Raw genomic sequence first — 19,513 nt, 5'->3', positions numbered from 1 at the left:
CGATGCTCCCCGTGAGGCGGCGACGCGCTCACGCCGAACACGGAGCCGGGTGGTTGCCGGGCCCCGGAACCCGCGTCGACGACGCACCGCGACGGCCGGTGCGACCGCGGCGGTGCTCACCGCCCACCGGTGCCACCGCGGCGGTGCTCGGGGCGTTCGGGGCTGGAGGGCGAACGTTCTGGTCAGCGGGATGACCGTGCGCCCGCGCACCGCGGGACGGCCGTGAAGTCGCTCGCACAGCCGGCGGGGGCGCGCTTTGCTGGTCTGGTGACTAAGGAGCTCGCAGTGGGTGCGAGCGAGGCGCCGCCCCCGTTCGTGGCGCGCATGCGTCAGGTGATCGACGATGCCGTGGCACGCCACGGCGAGCGGTTATCGGTCGTGTACCGGCACGAGGCTGGACCCAATCCCTACGGTTGGGAGTGGCGCGTGCAGCTCATCGGGCATCCGGAGGTGGAAGCCGTCTTCTGGTACGACGGGCTGGACGACGACGTCATGTTCTGGGGGGACGCGCCGTTCGGGGAGTGGTGGCCCAACGACGATGAGCATGCTGCGCAGGCGTGCCTTCGCGAGATTGAGGTGCGGGTCCTGGACCTGGCCGGCGCTGGTCATGCGGTTGCTGTGGCTCAGGCGGCTCGACGTCGGTACCTGGAGGGACGACCTTGGTGGCAGCGCTTGCTGTGGCCACGGGGTGAGGAGCGGTGGCCTTGACGTCGAGCGTGAGCGTCGGCGTGCGTGCCAGGTGAGCCTCGATGAGTCGTGACGTCGCGCTCGGCTCGCTGCGACCGCGACATCGCCCGGGCGGCGCCATGACCGTGACGTCGCCCGCAGGGCGCCATGACCGGACGAGGTGGCGGCGCAGCACGCCCTCACGGGTCACTTAGGTGACGTCGCGCCGGACTCGTGTGGTCGGTGGGTGGCGCCGCTCAACGGGGCGTAGGCGTAGAGGCCGGACCGGTGCTCGTCGGCCGACGTCTCGACGGCCGGCAGCGGCGGTAGGCCCAGCTGCTGACGCAGGGACGGGCATGACGGGTCCGGGGCCCCGTAGTTGCCGTAGTACACCTCAATGTCCGGCAGCTGCCGCTGCAACTCCAGAGCCAGCTGCAGCCCCTCCTCGCCCCACTCGGCTTCGCTCTGCTCGGCGCGCCACTGGAAGTCGGTGACCGCCAACTGGCCGTAGGTGTCGTTCCACGCGCTCAGGCGGGCGAGCAGATCGGGGTCGGCGCCCATGTCCGCCAGGATCGAAGGGGGCAGGTGGCCAACTTCGCCCGGTGAGTGGTCCCAGGCGTAGGCGTCCTCTTCGTACTCGGCAGCGATGGAGACGACCGTCGGCCGGTACGAATCAGAGGGCATCCCAGGATCGTCGCACCTCATCCAAGGACCGTCGCACCTCCCGGAGCATCGCCCGCATCTCGGCAAGACCGTGAAGTCATCGGTCACAGACCGGCGGTGAGAGAGCGTCTCCGTCCCGCGCCGGGCCGTCCTCGGCATCCTGCGCTGCGACGCCCTCAGCGCACGTCCACGAACACCGGGTTCGTGTAGCACCACAGGTCGTCCCACGGGTCGGAGTCCCCGATGCGGTCCACGCGGGGGTGCCCGTCGGCGTCGGCGTGCTTGCCGTCGCTGCCGCGGAACCGGACGTAGAGCGGGTCGGCGACGCCCCGCAGGACGGTGCGGAACGTCTGCCGCCCGCCGGTGCGGGGCATCTCGAAGCTCTCCACGACGCGGGTGCCGGGGGCCTCGAACAGGTCGCGGTCGGTGACGCGGCCGGTGACGGTGCCGACGATGACGTCCCAGCGCGCCGAGCGGGGGACCTCGCCGCTGCCGTTGGCGGCGGTGGCGGGGTCGACGGTCAGCTCGACCTCGACGTCGCCGCCGCGCTCGACGGTGGTGCGGGCGCCGAAGGTGACGCCGGGCCCGGGGCCGGTGCGGACGCGGCCCTCGACGGCGGCCACCAGCCCGCCGTGGACGACGAAGACGCGCCCGTTCCGCAGGGCGGCCATGACCGAGCGGTAGTCGCGGGAGGGTGCGCCGACGCAGGTGCGGGAGTAGAACCCGGGGGCGAAGTCGACGTAGCCGTGCTGGACGACGCCGGTCTCGACGGGTTCGCCGCGCGAGCCGTGCTCGCGGTAGTGCTCGGCGGAGGGGTTCCCCACCCGCACGGTGTCGCCGATGTCGAAGTGGTTGTCGGAGTTCGCGGTGATCCACCACGGCAGGCCCTCGGCGAGCAGGGAGTCCCACAGGCCGCCCATGCGCGCGGTGGCGGCGTCGAACCCGCCCCAGGTGCGGTACTGGTCGAGGTCGTAGCCGGGGAAGGACCACTTCCCGGGGGACTCGTCGTACTGCCCGCGCCCGCGGCCGCGGCCCAGGGGGGCCGGCAGGGCGGCGGCCTGGTGGCCGGGGGCGCCCTCCCAGCCGATGAACAGCCCCGGGGCGGCGTCGCGCCAGCCGCGGACCTTCGAGGGGGACACCCGGCCGGTGCGCATGGGGTGGTTGGACAGGACGAGCGCCTCGCCGACGGTCCCGGTGCGCAGCTCCTCGGTGAGCCAGGCCAGGGCGTCGAGGCCGAGCTGCTCGGCGACGGGCCCGCCCTCGACGGAGTGGTCGATGAGCCGGGGGCCGGTGGGGTTCTGCCGGGCGGCCAGGACGTCGCCGTCGAACATCCGCTCGAAGCGCTGGAGCAGGTCGGGGGTGTCGGCGTGCTCGGGGGCGATGAAGGTGGCGTGCTCGGCGCCGGGGATGTTCCACTCCATGCCCTGGAAGACGAGGACGTCGTGGCGGCGGCGGGCTTCGGCGATGAGCGGGGTCTGCAGGGCGACGGACTGCTTGGCGTGGTCGGGCCCGCCGTGGTCGGTGATGACCATCCAGTCCAGGCCGCACTCGCGGCCGCGGCGCACCTGGTCGTCGACGGTGTACATGGCGTCGCGGGAGAACGTGGTGTGGATGTGGTGGTCCCCGGCGTACCAGGCGAAGTCCCGCTCGTCGCCCGCCGAGCTCACGGGGTCCGGCGGGAGGGGCTGGGGGTCGTGCGAGTGCGTCTCGCCGGTGGCGTGGGTGTGGACGGGCACGGCGCCCACCTTGCCAGTGGGGTCGATCTCCTCCGCGAACGGCCCTCTCAGGACACACGAACCTCAGTAGACTCACTCTTCGTGAGCACATCGCTACCGGATGCTGTCGCGGGTCTGTCCGCCCCGCGGGAGTCCCCGCTGCGCGTGACCACCCGGGACCTGCCCGCCGCCGCCGAGTCCCTCGCCGCCACCCCGCCCCCCGCCGCCCCGCTGTCCACCCCGCTGTCCGCCTCGCTGCCCGACGAGGTCCCCGCCCTCGTCCTGGCCGACGGCCCCGGCGACGGCCGCGCGGCGGGCACCGGCGAGCTGCTCGACGTCCTGGCCCCCACCACCGGCGAGCGCCTGCTGCGCGTCGAGGACACCTCCCCCGACCTGGCCCGCGACACCGCCACCGCCGTCGCCGCCACCAGCCGCACCGACTGGGCCTGGCTGTCCGCCGAGGACCGGGCGCGGTTCTGCTTCGCCGTCTCCGACGTGCTGGCCGGGCACGTCCGCGCGCTCGCCGTCACCGCCGCCCTCACCACCGGCCGCCCGCTGGCCGCGGGCTTCACCCTCGACGCCCCCGCCGCCCACGCGGCCGCCTTCTCCGCCGCCGGGTGGGCCGACAAGCTGGAGGCCGTCGGGGCCGCGCACCGGCCCGGCGGCGGGGTCGTGGTGCTGCTCACGACCTGGCGGACCAGCGCCGCGGACGCGCTCAGCGCCGTCGTCGCCGCCCTGGCCACCGGCTGCGGGGTCGTCCTGCGGGCCCGCCCGGCCGCCGCCGCGACCGCCCGCCAGCTCGTCCGCCTCTTCGAGGAGGCCGGGCTCCCGCCGGGCCTGGTGCGCTCGGCGCCCGGGGCCGACGCCGCGGCCGACGCGGCCCTGTGGTCCCACCCCGACCTCGTCGCGGTCCGCGCCGACGGGTCCGCCGACGACCTGCGCGGGGTCGGCGTCGCCCTGGCCCGCCGGGGGACGCCGCTGCTGCACCGCGTCGACGCCCCGCACGTCGACGTGGTGCTGACCGGCGCCGACCTGGAGGAGGTCGCCACCGCCCTGGTGGAGGCCGCGATCGGCGGCGCCCACGAGCGCCCGGGCGGGTCCCGCGTGCTGGCCGAGCGGACGGTCGTGGACGCGCTCGTCGCGCGCGCCGCCCCCGTCGTGGCGCGGCTGCGGACCGGCCACCCGCTGGACCGGGCCACCGCCGTCGGCCCCGTCCCCACCCCGCACCTGGCCCGGGCCGCGCGCGAGGTGCTCGACGCGACCGCGGGCCTGCCCGCCGGGCTGCCCCCCGGCGGCTGGTGGGCGCCCCCGGGCGTGGCGACGGTGGGCCGGCACAGCGCCTGGCCGCCGCCGGGACCGGTCGTGGGGGTGCGCTCGATCCGCTCGGCGGCCGACGCCCTGCCGCACCTGGCCGGGGCCGGGTCGGTGACCGTCTGGGGCGGTGAGCTCGGCACCGAGGTCCCCGCCCCGCCGGACCCGCGCCGCGACGCCCTCGACCTCGTCCGGGCGTGCCGTGGGTGAGTCCCCCACCGCACGCCCGGCGGGGGCCCGGCCCACCGCGCAGAGCGCCGCGCGCCGGGGCCGGGCCCTGCTGGCCGCGGCCTCGGAGGTCGAGTCCGGCCGCAGCGCGTTCGTCGAGCAGGTGCGCCGGGCGCACCGCTGCCGGATCTCCGAGGCCGTCGCGCAGGTCGACGGCTGCGTCGACACGATCGTGCGCTGGGCGGGGTGGGCCGACAAGCTCGACCTGCTGCTGCCCGTGGCCGCCGGGGGCCGCCGCCCGCCGCCGGTCGCGATCCTGCCGCCGGAGGAGTTCGGCGGCGCGGCCCGGGCGCTGTGCTCGGCGCTGGCCGCCGGGGCGCGCTGCGTCGTGGCCCACGAGTCCGCCGCCGTCGGCTCGCTGGTCGACGTGGTCGCCGCGGAGTTCCCGGCCTCGGCGGTCACCGTCGTGGCCCGCGACCCCGACACCGTGCGCAAGCTCGCCACGACCGTCGCGCTGCTGGACGCGCGGGCCGCGCCGCAGGAGTACGACGCCGACCTGCGGCTGGCGTGCGCGGAGGCCGGGACCCGCGTCCTGCCGCCGCTGCCGCCGGCCGAGCTGGCCGGGCTGGACGACCTGCACCTGGTCGGGGCGCTGTTCACGGGGGCGGTGCTGACCGCCTAGGACCTGTGCTGCGGGTCATCCACGACGACTGCACCCGGATCGCGGGATGACCGCGAGGTCATCGCATGCTCCGCCCACGCGCGACGGCCAGGGTCGTCAGTCCAGGCTCCAGGTGGCCAACGCAGCACCGAGGGGGGTGAACCTGACCACCGTCGCGGACACCAGCAGCGCCACGACGATGACGTGCAGCGCCAGGCGTCGCCTCGCGCCGGGGGCCGTCGAGCGGTGCCCCAGCGCCGAACGCAGAGCGAAGGCGCTGACCACCGCTGCGGGTGCGGTGACCAGCCATCCGAGCACCACGGCGCTGAGACCAGCCAGGTGCACCCACGCACCCAGGACCCCAGCACCGGCCGGCCACAGGTCCTTCGGATCGTGGGCTCCGCTGGTCAGCTGCTCGTACGTGAGGTGGTGCAGGTCGTTGACGAAGTACGGCAGCAGGACGCCGCCGGTGTAGGCCGCGACGACGAGGAGTCCTGCGATCGTGCTGGCGGTGACCAGCGCGGGGGCAGGAACCCACGGTGCTTGCATGTGGCTGGAGCTGCCCGGCACCGTCGGCTGCGTCGCGATCACGTTCACACCCTGGCAGGGCGGGGTCGGGCAGATCCAGCGGTTCACCGACCTTCGCGGCCGGGTGCCGTCCCGAGCGAGCTCGTCCCCTCGGAGGGATGAGGGACCAGGACGCCCAGTGCGCTCTTCGACGTGACCGCGACGTTGCCGTGCGCGATCCGCAGGACAGGCCCCAGCCCCCCGATCGTGGGAGCGGTCGCCGTCGATGGCGCCCACACCCTTGACCCCACTGAATTAGGAGCCTAAGTTGCTCGTCGTGGACCTCGCGCACGAACTGCACGACCTCGTCCGGACCCTCGACCGGCACGCCGAGCGGGTGCTGCGCCCCGAGGGGCTCAGCTACCACCGCTACGTGGCGCTCGTCATCACCTCCGAGCACCCCGGCATCACCGGCCGGCAGCTCGCCGGTGCCCTCGGCGTCTCCGAACCGTCCACCAGCGCGCTCGTGCGCCAGCTCATGTCGGCCGGCCTGCTGCGCGACACGGCCCCGGCCGGCGCCGGCAACGTGCGCCGGCTCGAGGTCACCGACCTCGGCAGGTCGACCCGGCAGCGGTGCACCGACCTCCTCGGCGGGGCGCTGGAGCGCAGCGCCCGGCGCATCGGCCTCGACGCCGCCGGGCTGGCCACCACCGTCCGGGCCCTGCACGACGAGGTCCGCCGCCCCGCCCCCGCCCCCGCCCCCACGCAGGAGGACCAGTGATCCCCACCGCTCTCGTCGCCGTCCCCACCGCCGCTCTCATGGCGACCCGCCTGGGCCTGTTCACCGCTCTGCACCTCGTGCCCAGCGGGTACTCCCCGGTGCGGCACGCCGTCAGCGACTACGCCGTCGGCCGCACCCGCCCGTTGTCCACGGCCATGACGTGGGTCGGTGCGGCCGCGTGGGCGGGACTGGCGGGGACCGTCGCGCTCGCCCTGCCCACCTGGGAGCACCGGACCTCGACGGTGACCTGGCTGCTGGTCCTGGCCGCCCTCTTCGTGGTCCTGCCCCACCTGCCCACCGACCTGGAGGGCGCCCCCCGGACGCGGACCGGGACCCTGCACCTGATCGCCGCCGTCGCCTGGTTCGCGATCAGCTACTCGCTGACCGGCACCTTCGCCGACGCGCTCACCGGCACGGCCGTCGGCACCGCCCTGCACCTGCTGCACCTGCTGGCCGCGGCCTCCCTGACCTGCCTGGTGATCGCCCTGGTGGTCCCCCACCTGCGGCGGCGCGCCTTCGGCCTCAGCGAGCGCGTGTTCCTCGTGACCATCGCGGTGTCGTACCTGCTCGTGACGATCGGTCTGGTCACGAGCCTGCCCGGCCACTGACCCACCCCCGACGAGGGGCGGGGCTCACCGGTCCGCGCGGCGGGCGGTGCCCCGGGGCCGGGCCGAGCGCGGCGGCGCGGCGCGCAGCCGGTCGCGGACGGGGCCGAGCACAGCGCCCAGGGCGGCGAGGTCGGCGGCCGGCATGTGCTCGAACAGCAGTCCACGCACCACCTCGACGTGCCCGGGCATCACCCGGGCCAGCAGGTCGCGACCGGCGTCGGTGAGCCGGACGACGGTGCTGCGCTCGTCGTGCGGGGACGGTTCGCGGGCGATGAGGCCGCGCTTCTCCAGCTGGGCCGCCTGGTAGCTGAAACCGCTGCGGCTGTAGACGATCCGGTCGGCGAGGTCGGTCATCCGGAGGGCGGTGGCGCCGGCATCGCCGAGGGTGGCGAGGACCTGGAACTGCACGGGGCTCAGGTCCCCGTCGGCGCGCAGCTGGTCGGAGACGGCCTGCTGGAGCAGGTTGCCGACCTCGGTCAGCGTGAAGTACGCCGCCAGCTGCTGGTCGTCCAGTCCGCGCGAAGTCACCCCGCCATCCTACTTGCATCGAATTCGAAGCAGTCGTACGCTCCTCGTGTGCTTCGAATTCGGAGCACTTGGGGAGCACCCGACGAGAGGGAACCACCGTGCGCGCAGTCCAGATCACCCGGTACGGAACCGCCGACGCCCTGGCGGTCACCGACGTCGAACGCCCCGAACCCGGTCCCGGCGAGGTCCTCGTCCGGGTCGCGGCCACCACCTTCAACGCCGTCGACGCCGCGATCCGCGGCGGCTGGATGACCGAGCTCATCCCCGTCGAGCTGCCCTACACCCCCGGCCTCGACCTCGCCGGGACCGTCGAGGGGACCGGCGAGCAGGTCGTCGCCTTCCTCGGGGTGCCCGTCGGCGGCGGCGCGGCGGAGTTCGCCGCCGTCCCCCGCGACCTGCTCGTCCCCGCCCCCCGGTCGATCCCGCTGACCGACGCCGCCGCCCTGCCCGTCGCCGGGCTCACGGCGTTTCAGGGCCTGTTCGACCACGGCGGGCTCACCGCCGGGCAGCGCGTCCTGGTCAACGGCGCCGGCGGCGGGGTCGGGGGTTTCGCCGTCCAGCTCGCCAAGCGCGCCGGCGCCCACGTCGTGGCCACCGCCAGCCCCCGCAGCCGCGCCGCGGTGGAGGCCGCCGGGGCCGACGAGGTCGTCGACTACGCCACCACTCCCCTCGCCGACGCCCTCACCGGACCCGTCGACCTGCTGTTCAACAACGTCTCCGGCGACCCGGCCGAACTCAGCCGCCTCACCGACCTGGTGCGCGACGGCGGGACGGCCGTGAGCGCTCCCCCGCTGCCGCTGACCGGCGACGACGCCCGCGACGTCCACTGGAAGATCCTCTACGTCCGCAACGACACCGCGCAGCTCGCCGAGCTGTCCCGCCTCGTCGACGCGGGCGAACTCCGGGTCGACGTCTCCGACCGCCGCCCGCTGGCCGAACTTCCCGCCGTCCACGCCGACGGGGAGGCCGGGCGCCTGCGCGGCCGCGTCGTCGTCACCCTCTGAAAACCCTTCGCCCCCGGTCGCGGCGAAACCTAGCCTCGTGGCGTGCCGAACGACGTCCAGGACGACGAGAACCCCACCGACCCGCTGGCCCGGCTCGGCTGGGACGAGGACTGGGCCGGCCGCTGGCGGGCGTTCCACGAGGCGTCCCCGCACGCGGGCCGGCACCTGCTGCCCGCACGGGTGGTGCGGGTGCACCGCGGGGCGTGCGACGTCGAGACCCCGCTCGGGCCGCAGCGGGTCGAGGTCCCCGCCGGGCACCTCGTGCCCGGCCCCACCACCGGTGACTGGGTCGGGCTCCTGCTCGACGACCCGCACGGCGTCCGCGTCGTCGGGGTCCTGCCCCGCCGCACCGTCCTGGCCCGCGCCTCGGTGAGCGGCCGCTCGGCCGAGCACCAGCTCGCCGCGAACGTCGACACGGTCGTCATCGCCCTCGGCGCCGATTCCCGGACCACGAACGGCAAGGTGGAACGCTTCCTGGCGCTGGCCTGGAACTCCGGCGCCCAGCCCGTCGTGGCGCTCACCAAGAGCGACCTGCTCGGCGACGCAGAACTCGCCGCGATCCTCGACCGGGTCCGCGGCGACGCCGTCGGGGTCGAGGTCGTCGCCGTCCGGCACGACGACCCGGAGTCGGTCGCGGAACTGCGGAACCACTTGCGCGGCACCGTGGTCCTGCTCGGGGCCTCCGGGGCGGGGAAGTCGACGCTGGCGAACCTGCTGCTCGGCGAGGACCGGTTCGAGGTCGGCGCGGTCCGCTCCGTGGACGGCAAGGGCCGGCACACCACGGTCACCCGCGAACTCGTGCCCGTTCCCGGCGGGCTGGTCCTGGTGGACACCCCCGGGTTGCGCACCCTCGGCGTCGCCGAACTCGGCGAGGCCCTCGACCGGACGTTCGCCGACGTCGAGGACGTCGCCGTCGACTGCCGGTTCTCCGACTGCTCGCACACCTCCGAACCCGGGTGCGCCGTGCTCGCCGCGATCGGCGCCGGGGTCCTGGACCAGCGCCGGTTGGAGAACTACCGGCGGCTGGAACGGGAACAGGCGTGGTTCGCCTCCCGCGCCGACGCCAGGCTGGCCGCCGACCGCCGGCGCGAGTGGAAGAAGATCGCCAAGGCGAACCGCGCCCGCCACTGATCCCGACCGGGGGTTCCCGCCGGACGGGGTCAACCCTCGACCGCGGGGGCGGGCAGGGAACGGCCGGGCAGGGAACGGCCGAGCCAGGCCGACAACCGGACGTGCGCGGGGGCGTCCCCGGCCACCGGGACCGGCGGGCCGAACGGGAAACCCGGCCGTTCGGCGGGGACGAAGCGCACCGCGATCTGCAGGACCTGCTCCAGGAACTCCTCGTCGAGCAGGTCGGTGCGGTCCAGCGCGACCGCGAGGTCGACGGCGTGGGTGGCGAACTCCTGGGCGTAGATCGTCGCCCCGGCCGCGCCGGGCATGTCCCCGGCGGGGTGGTGCACGGTCGCGCCGAGCACCGCGGGGTCGGCCCACGCCTGCCGGACCCCGGCCACCCCGGCGGCGTAGGCCGCGGCGAAACCCCCCTGCGGTTCGGCGTCGAGGACGGTGGGCAGGTCGGAGGGGGAACCGCCGCGGGCGATGTGCGCGACGCGGGCGGTCACGGCCACCAGGTGCCCGAGGAGGGCGCGGACGTCCCACTCGGTGCAGGGCGTGGGGCGGTCGAGGGCGTCGGCGGGGACGGCGGCGACGAGGACGCCGGCGAGGTCGGCGGCGCGGTGCATCTGGTCACGGGGATCGGTCACGACGGCCACGCTGCCACCTGAACACGACACCTCCTGTCATGTTCTCGTGGGATCCTCGGGACCGTGCGCGCCGACCGCCTGCTCTCCCTGCTGTTTCTGCTCCAGACCCACGGCCGGCTCACCGCCCCCGACCTCGCCGCCCGCCTGGAGGTGTCCTCCCGCACCGTCCTGCGCGACGTCGAGGCCCTGTCCAGCGCCGGGGTCCCGGTCTGGACCGAACGCGGCCGCGGGGGCGGCATCTCGCTGGTGGAGGACTGGCGCACCGACGTCACCGGGTTCACCACCGCCGAGGCCCGGGCGCTGTTCTCCGGTTCGGCCGGCGTCGACGACCCGCAGCGCCCCGCCTGGGAGTCCGCGGTGCGCAAGCTGCTCGCCGCCACCCCCGCCGACCGGCGCGCCCCGTTCCAGCGCGCCGCCGAACGGGTCCTCGTCGAACCCGCCGGCTGGCGCTCGCGGGAGGCGACCCCGCCGCACCTCGCCGCGCTCCAGGAGGCGGTGTTCTCCGCCCGCGCCGTGCGGGTGACCTACCGCTCCGCCGGCGCCACCGGGGCCTCGACCCGCGCCCTGGCCCCGATCGGGCTCGTCGCCAAGGGCGGGACCTGGTACCTGGTGGCCCGCACCGACGCCGGTGAGCGGCTGTTCCGCGTCGACCGCGTCACGGGCGTGGAGGTGCTGGCCGACCCCGTCCCCGCCGACCTGCCCGCCCTGCCCGCGGTGTGGGCGCGGCTGCGCGGGCAGGTGGAGCGGCCGCCGGGCGCCGGGGTGGCCGTGCGGCTGCGGGTGGCCCCCGAGGACGCCGGGATGCTGCTGCGCATCGCCGACGCGCAGCTGGTCGCCGAACCCGTCGTCGACCCCGTCGTCGTCGGCGGGGAGTCGCTCGTGGAGGTCGGCGCGGTGTTCCGCGCGCTGCCCGCGGCCCGCGCCGTGCTGCTCGGCCTCGGGCCGCTCGTCGTCGTGCTCGACCCGCCCGAGCTCGTCGCGGACCTCCTCAGGACGGCCCGCGACGTGCTCCGGACGTACGGTCAGCCGGCGGCGACCGAGGCGTAGGCCGGGCGGATCACGGTCGCGGCCAGCGCCAGGCGCTGCGGGAACGGCAGGAACGACGCCGACAGCGCCGTGATCGTCGCCCGCTCGACGTCGGCCACGTCCCAGTCGGCCTCGTCGACGAGCAGCGCGAACTCCCGCGACAGCGACGTCCCCGACATCAGCCGGTTGTCGGTGTTGACCGACACCGAGAACCCGAGGTCCTTCAGGACCGTGACCGGGTGCTCGGCGACGCTGGTCGCCGCGCCGGTCTGCACGTTGCTCGACGGGCACAGCTCCAGCACGATCCCGCGGTCGCGCACCCACGTCGCGAGGCGGCCGAGCCGGGCGTTCGGCAGGCCGAGCTCGTCGCGGCCCTCCCCGAGCTCGACGTCCTCGACGATGCGGACGCCGTGGCCGATGCGCTCGGCCCCGCAGGTGTGCACGGCGTCGGCGATGCTCGGCAGCCCGAACGCCTCCCCCGCGTGGATGGTGACCGGGAAGCTCTCGGCGTGCAGCCGGTCGAACGCGGCGAGGTGGTTCGAGGGCGGGAACCCGATCTCGGCCCCGGCGATGTCGAACCCGACGACGCCGGCGTCGCGGTGCCGCAGCGCGAGCTCGGCGATCTCCAGGCCGCGGTCGGCGTGCCGCATCGCGGTGACCAGGGTCCCGACGGTGATCGGGGTCCCGGCCTCGGCGGCGAGCTGCTCCCCGCGGCGCATGCCCTCCTCGACCGCCACGACGACCTCGTCGAGGGTCAGGCCCTGCTGCAGGTGCTGCTCGGGGGCGTAGCGCAGCTCGCCGTAGACGACGCCGTCGGCGGCGAGGTCGAGGACGGCCTCGGTGGCGACCCGGGCCAGGGACTCGCGGTCCTGCATGACCGCGATGGTGTGGTCGAACGTCTCCAGGTAGCGGACGAGGGTGCCGGAGTCGGCGGCGTCGCGGAACCAGGCGCGCAGCTCCTCCGGGTCCGTCGTCGGCAGCCGGTGGCCGTTGGCCCCCGCGATCTCGACGATCGTCGACGGCCGCAGCCCGCCGTCGAGGTGGTCGTGCAGCGACACCTTGGGCAGGGCGCGCATCCGGTCGATCGTGCTCGGGTTCTCACTCACGGGGTCGATCCTGCCAGCCGGTCCGGGCCCGGACGAGGTGGGCGGGAGGCACGCCCGGGTCCGCGCGCGGCGCCGGGACGGCCGCACCGGCGCGGGTCTCGATCCGCTGCCCGGCGAACGTCGCGCCCAGCAGCAGCACCGCCCCGGCGACCCCGGCCACCCCCAGCGCGTCCCCGGCCAGGGCCAGCCCGCACACCACCGCCCACAGCGGCTCGGTGCCCAGCAGCAGGCTCGCCCGCGCCGCCGAGGTCCGGCGCACCGCCCACGACTGCGCCAGGAACGCGAAGACGCTGCACCCCAGGGCCAGGTAGGCGATCTGCGCCCACTGCGCGGGCGTCGCCGACCGCACCAGGTCCAGCGACGCCGCCGGGGCCAGCACCAGGGCCACCGCCGCGCCGACGGCGAGCTGCACGAGCGTCAGGCCGCGCAGGTCCAGCGGCGTCCGCCGCGTCACCCGGCCGATGGCCGTCACGTGGGCGGCGCGCACGAGCGCGGCGGCCAGCACCAGCAGGTCGCCGCCGCCGGGGACCCGCCAGCCGCCGCCCCCCACGAGCAGCCCGACCCCGACGACGGCGACCAGGGCCGCGGCGAAGAACGACGGCGGCAGCCACGACCGGGTGACCAGCCCCTCGACGGCGGGGGTCAGCAGGATCGTGGTGGAGATCAGCAGCCCCGCGTTCGTCGCGGTCGTCCCGGCCAGGCCGAAGGTCTCCAGCAGCAGGACCGCGGCCTGGGACAGGCCCAGGACCAGGCCCCACCGCAGCTCGTCCCGGCCCAGCCGGGCGCGGGTGGCGACGACCACCGCGCCCAGCGCGAGCGCCGCCACGGCGTAGCGCAGCGCCAGGACCGGCAGCGCCCCGGCGACGTCGACGAGCACCTTCGCCGCGAGGTAGCTGCTGCCCCACACCACGGCGACGGCCAGCAGCAGGGCGTCCACCCGTCGATCACGCACCCGCCGAGGATGCGCGACGGCAACCGTGCAGTCCAGCGCGAGTTCCTGAACCGACCGTTTAGCATCGCTACGTGGACGAGCGGCAGCTGACGATCCTGCGCGAGCTGTCCGAGCGCGGCAGCCTCGTCGCGGTGGCGCGCGCGCTGCACGTCACCCCCTCCGCCGTGTCGCAGCAGCTGGCCGCCCTGCAGCGCACCAGCCCCACCCCCCTGACCGCCCGGCGCGGGCGCGGGCTCGTGCTGACCCCCGCGGGCGAGGCGCTGGCCGCCGCGGCCGTCGACGTCGCCACCGCCATGGACGCGGCCCGCCGCGCCGTCGCCGACCACCTGGAGTCCCCCGCCACCCCGGTCTCCGTCGCCGCCTTCCACTCCGCCGCCCTCGCCTGGTTCGGGCCGCTGCTCACCGCCCTGGACGGGACCCCGCCGCTGCGGTGCGCCGACGAGGACGTCGCCCAGGACGAGTTCCCCGCCCTCGTGGCCGACTACGACGTCGTCGTGGCCCACCGCCCCGAGGCCGGGCCCGGCTGGCCCACCCGGCGGCTGCGGGTCGTCCCGCTGCTCGTGGAGCCCCTGCACGTCGCCCTCGCCACCGGCCACCGGCTCGCCGACCGCGAGGAGCTGACCGTCGCCGACGTCGCGGGCGAGCGGTGGATCTCGGTGCACGAGGGGTTCCCGCTGGCCGGGGCGCTCGACGTGGTCGCCGCGGCCGCCCGCCGCCCCCTGGACGTGGTGCACCGCATCAACGAGTTCTTCGTCGCCGCCTCGGTGGTGGCCTCCGGCGACGCGCTCGCGCTGCTGCCGGCGCGCACCACCCGCCCCGAGCCCGGCGTCGTCGTGCGGCCGTTGGCCGACGTGGGCGTCAACCGGTGCGTCGACGCGCTGCTGCGGCCCGAGGCGCTGGCCCGGCGCGGGGTCCGCACCGTCCTGGACGCGCTGCGGGACCTCGCCGCCGGGGGCTGAGGGACGTCGCTCGTTCGGGCTCTCGGCACCGGGCCCGCAGCGGCCGATGCCTACCGGTGTGGACATCCTCGGGACCGCGCGGCGGGCGGTGGTCGGCGGCTCCCCCCTGCCCGCCGTCGCCCTGTGCCTCCTCAGCGCGGTCACGCTGTCCGTGGCCCAGGCCCGCGTCCCGACGGGCCTGCTGCTGGAGCGGGACGCGCTGTGGCCGGTGGTCGTGCGCTCGGCGCTGCGGCTGCTGATGTTCGCCAGCGCCGCCGTCGTGGTGACCTGGCGGGCCCGGTCGGTGCGCGCGGAGGCCCCGGTGTGGCGCTGGTTCGCCCGCACCGCGTGGGTGGCCGCGGCCTCCGCGGCCGTGGCCGGGGTGGCGGACTGCCTGACGGTCGCCGGTCCCCTGGACGGGACCGGCGGCGGCGGCGCGCTGCTCGCCGTCGGCGTGCTGGCCGCCTGCCCGCTGCTGTACCAGGGCGTCATCCGCTGGAACCGCTACGGGACGCTCCTGACCGAACCCGGGGACTGGCTCAACGGGCTCGGGGCCCTGTTCGCCCTGACCGCGCTGGGCACCCTGCTGCTGCCGGTGGTCGGGTCCCCCGTCGCGGCGTGGCCGCTGTGGCAGGAGCTGCTGTGGCTGCTGCGGCTGTGCGCCGAGATCACCCTCCTGGGCAGCGCCGCCACCGTGATCCACCTGGGCGGCCTGCGGCGCGACGCCCGCGCCTGGGCCCTCACGGCGTCCCTGGCCGCGGTGGTGGCCGTGGAGCTGGCCGGGGTGCTCGACCCCGCCGCGGCCGTGGGCAACGGGCCGCTGTCCGAGACGGGCTGGACGCTGCTGGTCTGCTCCCTGGCGGTCGCGGCGGTGCTGCGCGCCACCCCGCCGCTGGCCCGTCCGGTGACCACCACCGCGCCCGCCACCGGCGCCTTCGTCGTCCTGCTGGCCTGCGTGGCCGTGCTGGTCGCCGCGGGCCTGAGCACCGGCGCCCTGGAGGGTGGGGCCGTGCGGGCCGCCGCCCTGACCGCGGGGCTCGGCGCGGTCAGCGTCTCGGTCCGCGGGGTGCGCCTGATCCGGCTGCTCGCCGACCTCGTCGTGCACCGGCGGGAGGCGCTGACCGACGACCTGACCGGGCTGCCCAACCGCCGGGCGCTGCACCAGCGGCTGCGCGGCGACTTCGACGCCGGTCGCGAGCTCACCCTCGTCACCGTCGACCTGGACGGGTTCAAGCAGGTCAACGACCGCTTCGGCCACCGCGTCGGGGACGAGCTGCTGCGCAGCGCCGCCGCCGTCCTGCGCAGCGCCGCCGGCCCGGACGCCTTCACCGCCCGCCTGGGCGGGGACGAGTTCGCCGCCGTCCTGCCCACCGGGTCGCTGGAGGCCGCCCGGGCCGTGGTGGAGACCCTGGCCCGGACCACGTCGGTGCCCGTCGTCATCGAGGGGCGGCGCCTGCTGGTCAGCGGCAGCATCGGCATCGCCGGCAGCGCGGACGCCGTCGACCCCGAGCAGCTGCTGGCGCTGGCCGACGCCGCGATGTACCGCGCCAAGGCCGCCGGTGGGGCCGGGGCCGCGGTGCACGACGAGGACGCGGCCCGGGAGGCCGCCGAGCGGTCCCGGCTGGTGGAGGACCTGAAGGTCCTGCTGGGGCACCCCGACGCCGCCGACGGGGCCGACCCCGGGTGGCTGGACGTGCACTACCAACCGCAGGTGGGCGGCGACGGGCGGGTCGTCGGGGTGGAGGCGCTCGTCCGCTGGCGCCACCCCCGGCGCGGGCTGGTCGCCCCGGACGCGTTCCTGCCGCTGGTCGAGGAGTACGGCCTGGTGCCGGCCCTGACGGACGCGGTCCTGCGGCAGGCCGCCGACCAGGCGGTCCGCTGGCGCGCGCTCGGCCGGGACCTGCGGCTGTCGGTGAACCTGTCCGCGTCGTGCCTGACCCACCCCAGCCTGGTCGCCCTCGTCGACGACGTCCTGGCCTCGACCGGGCTGCCGCCGCAGCGGCTGGTGCTGGAGGTGACCGAGACGTCGATCATGGCCGACGCGGAGAGCTCGGTCGCGCAGCTGACCGAACTGTCGGCCCGCGGGCTGGAGATCAGCATCGACGACTACGGCACCGGGTACTCCTCCCTGGCGTACCTGCGCGACCTGCCCGCGGTCGAGCTGAAGCTGGACCGGTCGCTGGTGGCCGACGTCGGGGTGGACCGCCGCGCCGACGACATCGTGGCCGGCACCGTCGCCCTGGCGCACCGGCTCGGGCTGCGGGTGGTCGCCGAGGGCGTCGAGACCGCGGAGGTCCTGCACGTGCTGCGGGCCCTGGGGTGCGACGAGACGCAGGGCTACCTGCACTCCCGGCCGCTGCCCGGGCCGGAGCTGGAGCGGTGGCTGGCCCGGCAGGACGAGGAGCAGCCCGAGGGCGGCCTGGTGGCCCCGGCCGCCGGCTGAGGCGCCGCGCTGGCCGTCGGCGGGACGTCAGCGGGCCGGGTCCTGGCGGGTCGACCACCACGCCCACGCCACCAGCACCGGCTGCCCCAGCAGCCGCACCGCGCGCTTGGTGTCGGTGTCCAGGCCGAACGCGTCGCGGTGGTGCCGCCACTGCGAGACGTTCCCGGGGAAGACGGCCGCGAAGAACGCCGCCGCCAGCGCGCCCGTCCGGCGCTGCTCGCGGGGGAACGCCACGAGCGCGGCGCCCAGCGCGATCTCCGCGACCCCCGACACCAGCACGACGTCGTCGGCGGAGAACGGCGAGGCGTCCACCGCCCACGGCGGCACCTGCGCGGTGAACTCGCGGCGGGCGAAGGTCAGGTGCGAGACGCCCGCGAACACCAGGACGCCGCCCAGCGCCCAGCGCGCGGCGGTCCGGGCGCGGGAGACCGGGGGCGGGGACGCGGGAGCGGCGGGCTGCACCGCCCCAGGGTGCGGCCGCACCCGCGACCCCGCACGCCGGGGTTTCCAGCGGGCGCGGTCGCCCGGCCGGGGGCAGGCTCGACGACGTGGTTGAGCACCCGACCGGTGCCTCATCCGGACCGAACCCGCTGTCCGACGCCCCGAGGGGGACACCATGACCGAGATCACCGCCCACCACGGGCTGTTCAGGAACACCGACCTGCACGTCGACGACACCGGCGGCACCGGCCGTCCCGTCGTGCTCGTCCACGGCTGGCCCCTGTCCGGCGCGTCCTGGTCCGAGCAGGTCCCCGCCCTCACCGCCGCCGGGTACCGCGTCGTCACGTACGACCGCCGCGGTTTCGGGCGCAGCGACAAGACCCGCGGCGGCTACGACTACGACACCCTCACCGACGACCTGCACGCCCTGCTCGAGGCCCTCGACCTCACCGACGTGACCCTCGTCGGGTTCTCCATGGGCGGCGGTGAGGTCGCCCGCTACTTCACCAGGCACGGCCACGAGCGTCTGCGCAGCGTCGTGTTCGCCGCCGCCGTCCCCCCGTTCATGGCCCAGGGCGAGGACAACCCCGACGGGCCCCTCACGAAGGAGCAGGCCGCGCAGATGACCGCGGCCCTGGAGGCCGACGAGGACGCCTTCTACGACGGTTTCGTCACCGACTTCTTCTCCGTCGACGGCGTGCTGAAGGTCACCGAGGCCCAGCGCCAGGACGCCCTCGCGCTGACCCGGCAGGCCGACCACAAGGCCGCCCTGAAGGCCATGGAGTCCTTCGGCACCACCGACTTCCGCGACGACCTCACCCGCGTCGACGTCCCGGTCCTGGTGATCCACGGCGACGGCGACGGCACCGTGCCGTTCGAGGGGTCCGGGGCCCGCACCCACGCCGCGATCCCCGGCAGCGTCCTGCACGTCGTCGCCGACGGCCCGCACGGCATCAACGTCAGCCACGCCGAGGAGTTCAACCGGGTGCTCCTCGACTTCCTCGCCCGCTGAGGAACTCCCCGAACGACCCGACCAAGGAGGAACACCGTGAAGGCACTCGTCTACAACGGCGCGTTCGACGTCTCGGTGCAGGACGTCCCCGACGCGCGGATCGAAGCACCCACCGACGCGGTCGTCCGCATCACCAGCACGAACATCTGCGGCTCGGACCTGCACATGTACGAGGGCCGCACCGACATGGAGACCGGCCGGGTCCTGGGCCACGAGAACATGGGCGTCGTCGAGGCCGTCGGCTCCGGCGTGGACCGCCTGAAGGTCGGCGACCGCGTCAGCCTGCCGTTCAACGTGGCCTGCGGCACCTGCCCGACGTGCGTGAAGGGCAAGACCGGGTTCTGCCTGCGCGCCAACCAGGCCGGCACCGCCGGTGCGGCGTTCGGCTTCGCCGCGATGGGCGAGTACGCCGGCGGTCAGGCCGAGTTCCTGCGGGTGCCCTGGGCGGACTTCAACGCCCTCGTGCTGCCCGGCGGCACGGAGAAGGAACTCGACTACACGATGCTGTCCGACATCTTCCCCACGGGCTGGCACGGGGTGGAGCTGTCGCGCTTCGAGCCCGGTGACTCGGTGGCGGTCTGGGGCGCCGGGCCGGTCGGCCTGATGGCCGCGCACTCGGCCCGCATCCGCGGCGCCTCGCAGGTCTTCGTCGTCGACAAGCAGCCCGACCGGCTGCGGCTGGCCGAGCGGGCCGGGGCCACGCCGGTCGACTACTCCGCCGGGGACCCGGTGCAGCAGATCATGGACGCCACCGGCGGCCGCGGCGTCGACCGCGGCGTGGAGGCCATCGGGTACCAGGCCCACGACGCCTCCGGCGACGAGGACCCCGCGCTGGCCCTCAACCAGCTCGTCCAGGTCGTCACCGCCACCGGCGGCATCGGCGTCGTCGGGGTCTACCTGCCGCAGGACCCCGGCGCGCAGGACGAACTGGCCCAGCAGGGCAAGGTCGCGTTCGACTACGGCACCTTCTGGTTCAAGGGCCAGTCGATGGGCACCGGTCAGTGCAACGTCAAGGCGTACAACGTCGCGCTGCGCGACCTCATCACCGCCGGCGTCGCCACCCCCGGTTTCATCGTCAGCCACGAGCTGGACCTGACCGGGGCGGCCGAGGCGTACGGCAGCTTCGACCGGCGCGAGGAGGGCTGGACGAAGGTCGTCCTGCACCCCGGCGCCGCGGGCTGACCCGACCGCGCGGCGGGGGCCGGCCGACCGGACCCCGCCGC

20 protein-coding genes are annotated in these 19,513 nt (G+C 75.8%); 12 read left to right on the top strand and 8 right to left on the bottom strand.

Translation table 11 applies throughout. The features are described 5' to 3' along the window. Nucleotides 1-285: 285 nt before the first annotated feature. A complete protein-coding gene (locus ACRYM6_RS08600; protein ID WP_432542442.1) occupies nucleotides 286-708 on the top strand; it encodes a hypothetical protein in 423 nt (140 codons plus the stop codon). A 165-nt stretch (nucleotides 709-873) separates the two neighbouring features. Here the strand turns inward: ACRYM6_RS08600 and ACRYM6_RS08595 are convergent, their stop codons facing one another. After that, the gene (locus tag ACRYM6_RS08595) at nucleotides 874-1,350 is read right to left on the bottom strand and encodes a hypothetical protein (RefSeq protein ID WP_432542441.1); all 477 of its coding nucleotides are present in this window, start codon (nucleotides 1,348-1,350) and stop codon (nucleotides 874-876) included. 155 nt (nucleotides 1,351-1,505) lie between these two features. After that, nucleotides 1,506-3,065, bottom strand: coding sequence for a PHP domain-containing protein (locus tag ACRYM6_RS08590; protein WP_432542440.1), 1,560 nt, complete (start codon nucleotides 3,063-3,065; stop codon nucleotides 1,506-1,508). An 81-nt stretch (nucleotides 3,066-3,146) separates the two neighbouring features. Between ACRYM6_RS08590 and ACRYM6_RS08585 the strand changes: the two genes are divergently transcribed. Both ACRYM6_RS08585 and ACRYM6_RS08580 read left to right on the top strand, forming a co-directional pair. Then, the gene (locus ACRYM6_RS08585) at nucleotides 3,147-4,565 is read left to right on the top strand and encodes an aldehyde dehydrogenase family protein (RefSeq protein WP_432542439.1); all 1,419 of its coding nucleotides are present in this window, start codon (nucleotides 3,147-3,149) and stop codon (nucleotides 4,563-4,565) included. Continuing rightward, nucleotides 4,558-5,205 (top strand): hypothetical protein, encoded by a 648-nt coding sequence (locus ACRYM6_RS08580; protein ID WP_432542438.1) that lies wholly within the window; start codon nucleotides 4,558-4,560, stop codon nucleotides 5,203-5,205. The genes ACRYM6_RS08585 and ACRYM6_RS08580 overlap by 8 nt, the downstream gene beginning before the upstream one ends. A gap of 96 nt (nucleotides 5,206-5,301) precedes the next feature. Here the strand turns inward: ACRYM6_RS08580 and ACRYM6_RS08575 are convergent, their stop codons facing one another. Next, complete coding sequence (locus tag ACRYM6_RS08575; protein ID WP_432542437.1) at nucleotides 5,302-5,775, bottom strand: hypothetical protein; 474 nt, start codon at nucleotides 5,773-5,775, stop codon at nucleotides 5,302-5,304. Nucleotides 5,776-6,028: 253 nt separating this feature from the next. Between ACRYM6_RS08575 and ACRYM6_RS08570 the strand changes: the two genes are divergently transcribed. After that, nucleotides 6,029-6,472 carry a MarR family winged helix-turn-helix transcriptional regulator gene (locus ACRYM6_RS08570; RefSeq protein ID WP_432542436.1) on the top strand — a complete coding sequence of 148 codons (444 nt, stop codon included), beginning with the start codon at nucleotides 6,029-6,031 and terminating at the stop codon, nucleotides 6,470-6,472. Further along, the gene (locus tag ACRYM6_RS08565) at nucleotides 6,469-7,080 is read left to right on the top strand and encodes a DUF998 domain-containing protein (RefSeq protein WP_432542435.1); all 612 of its coding nucleotides are present in this window, start codon (nucleotides 6,469-6,471) and stop codon (nucleotides 7,078-7,080) included. Before ACRYM6_RS08570 ends, ACRYM6_RS08565 begins: the two co-directional genes overlap by 4 nt. 24 nt (nucleotides 7,081-7,104) lie before the next feature. On the opposite strand, the gene ACRYM6_RS08560 is transcribed toward ACRYM6_RS08565, so the two are convergent. Then, nucleotides 7,105-7,608 (bottom strand): MarR family winged helix-turn-helix transcriptional regulator, encoded by a 504-nt coding sequence (locus ACRYM6_RS08560; RefSeq protein ID WP_432542434.1) that lies wholly within the window; start codon nucleotides 7,606-7,608, stop codon nucleotides 7,105-7,107. Between the two features lie 98 nt (nucleotides 7,609-7,706). On the opposite strand from ACRYM6_RS08560, the gene ACRYM6_RS08555 reads away from it, so the two are divergent. After that, nucleotides 7,707-8,612 carry an NADP-dependent oxidoreductase gene (locus ACRYM6_RS08555; protein WP_432542433.1) on the top strand — a complete coding sequence of 302 codons (906 nt, stop codon included), beginning with the start codon at nucleotides 7,707-7,709 and terminating at the stop codon, nucleotides 8,610-8,612. A 42-nt stretch (nucleotides 8,613-8,654) separates the two neighbouring features. Continuing rightward, nucleotides 8,655-9,743 (top strand): ribosome small subunit-dependent GTPase A, encoded by a 1,089-nt coding sequence (rsgA, locus tag ACRYM6_RS08550; protein WP_432542432.1) that lies wholly within the window; start codon nucleotides 8,655-8,657, stop codon nucleotides 9,741-9,743. Between the two features lie 29 nt (nucleotides 9,744-9,772). On the opposite strand, the gene ACRYM6_RS08545 is transcribed toward rsgA, so the two are convergent. Further along, the gene (locus ACRYM6_RS08545; protein ID WP_432542431.1) at nucleotides 9,773-10,372 is read right to left on the bottom strand and encodes a TIGR03086 family metal-binding protein; all 600 of its coding nucleotides are present in this window, start codon (nucleotides 10,370-10,372) and stop codon (nucleotides 9,773-9,775) included. 63 nt (nucleotides 10,373-10,435) lie between these two features. Between ACRYM6_RS08545 and ACRYM6_RS08540 the strand changes: the two genes are divergently transcribed. Further along, complete coding sequence (locus ACRYM6_RS08540) at nucleotides 10,436-11,419, top strand: helix-turn-helix transcriptional regulator (protein ID WP_432542430.1); 984 nt, start codon at nucleotides 10,436-10,438, stop codon at nucleotides 11,417-11,419. On the opposite strand, the gene ACRYM6_RS08535 is transcribed toward ACRYM6_RS08540, so the two are convergent. Next, a complete protein-coding gene (locus ACRYM6_RS08535; protein WP_432542532.1) occupies nucleotides 11,395-12,474 on the bottom strand; it encodes an adenosine deaminase in 1,080 nt (359 codons plus the stop codon). The genes ACRYM6_RS08540 and ACRYM6_RS08535 overlap by 25 nt on opposite strands. A 22-nt stretch (nucleotides 12,475-12,496) precedes the next feature. After that, nucleotides 12,497-13,456: a DMT family transporter gene (locus tag ACRYM6_RS08530; RefSeq protein WP_432542429.1), complete on the bottom strand. Its 960-nt coding sequence runs from the start codon at nucleotides 13,454-13,456 to the stop codon at nucleotides 12,497-12,499. A 71-nt stretch (nucleotides 13,457-13,527) separates the two neighbouring features. On the opposite strand from ACRYM6_RS08530, the gene ACRYM6_RS08525 reads away from it, so the two are divergent. Next, entirely contained in the window at nucleotides 13,528-14,415 is an 888-nt protein-coding gene (locus tag ACRYM6_RS08525; RefSeq protein ID WP_432542428.1) for a LysR family transcriptional regulator, read from the top strand. Between the two features lie 58 nt (nucleotides 14,416-14,473). Beyond that, complete coding sequence (locus ACRYM6_RS08520) at nucleotides 14,474-16,837, top strand: putative bifunctional diguanylate cyclase/phosphodiesterase (RefSeq protein WP_432542427.1); 2,364 nt, start codon at nucleotides 14,474-14,476, stop codon at nucleotides 16,835-16,837. A 27-nt stretch (nucleotides 16,838-16,864) separates the two neighbouring features. Here ACRYM6_RS08520 and ACRYM6_RS08515 read toward each other — a convergent pair whose 3' ends face one another. Then, the gene (locus ACRYM6_RS08515; protein WP_432542426.1) at nucleotides 16,865-17,299 is read right to left on the bottom strand and encodes a DoxX family protein; all 435 of its coding nucleotides are present in this window, start codon (nucleotides 17,297-17,299) and stop codon (nucleotides 16,865-16,867) included. A gap of 154 nt (nucleotides 17,300-17,453) precedes the next feature. Between ACRYM6_RS08515 and ACRYM6_RS08510 the strand changes: the two genes are divergently transcribed. Both ACRYM6_RS08510 and ACRYM6_RS08505 read left to right on the top strand, forming a co-directional pair. Next, a complete protein-coding gene (locus tag ACRYM6_RS08510; protein WP_432542425.1) occupies nucleotides 17,454-18,290 on the top strand; it encodes an alpha/beta fold hydrolase in 837 nt (278 codons plus the stop codon). Between the two features lie 36 nt (nucleotides 18,291-18,326). After that, the gene (locus ACRYM6_RS08505) at nucleotides 18,327-19,472 is read left to right on the top strand and encodes a glutathione-independent formaldehyde dehydrogenase (RefSeq protein WP_432542424.1); all 1,146 of its coding nucleotides are present in this window, start codon (nucleotides 18,327-18,329) and stop codon (nucleotides 19,470-19,472) included. Nucleotides 19,473-19,513 lie beyond the last annotated feature (41 nt).

The sequence above is a fragment of the Kineococcus rugosus genome (assembly GCF_050871975.1).
In the GTDB taxonomy this organism is placed as follows: domain Bacteria; phylum Actinomycetota; class Actinomycetes; order Actinomycetales; family Kineococcaceae; genus Kineococcus.
This window is presented reverse-complemented; position numbering and strand designations above follow the sequence as displayed.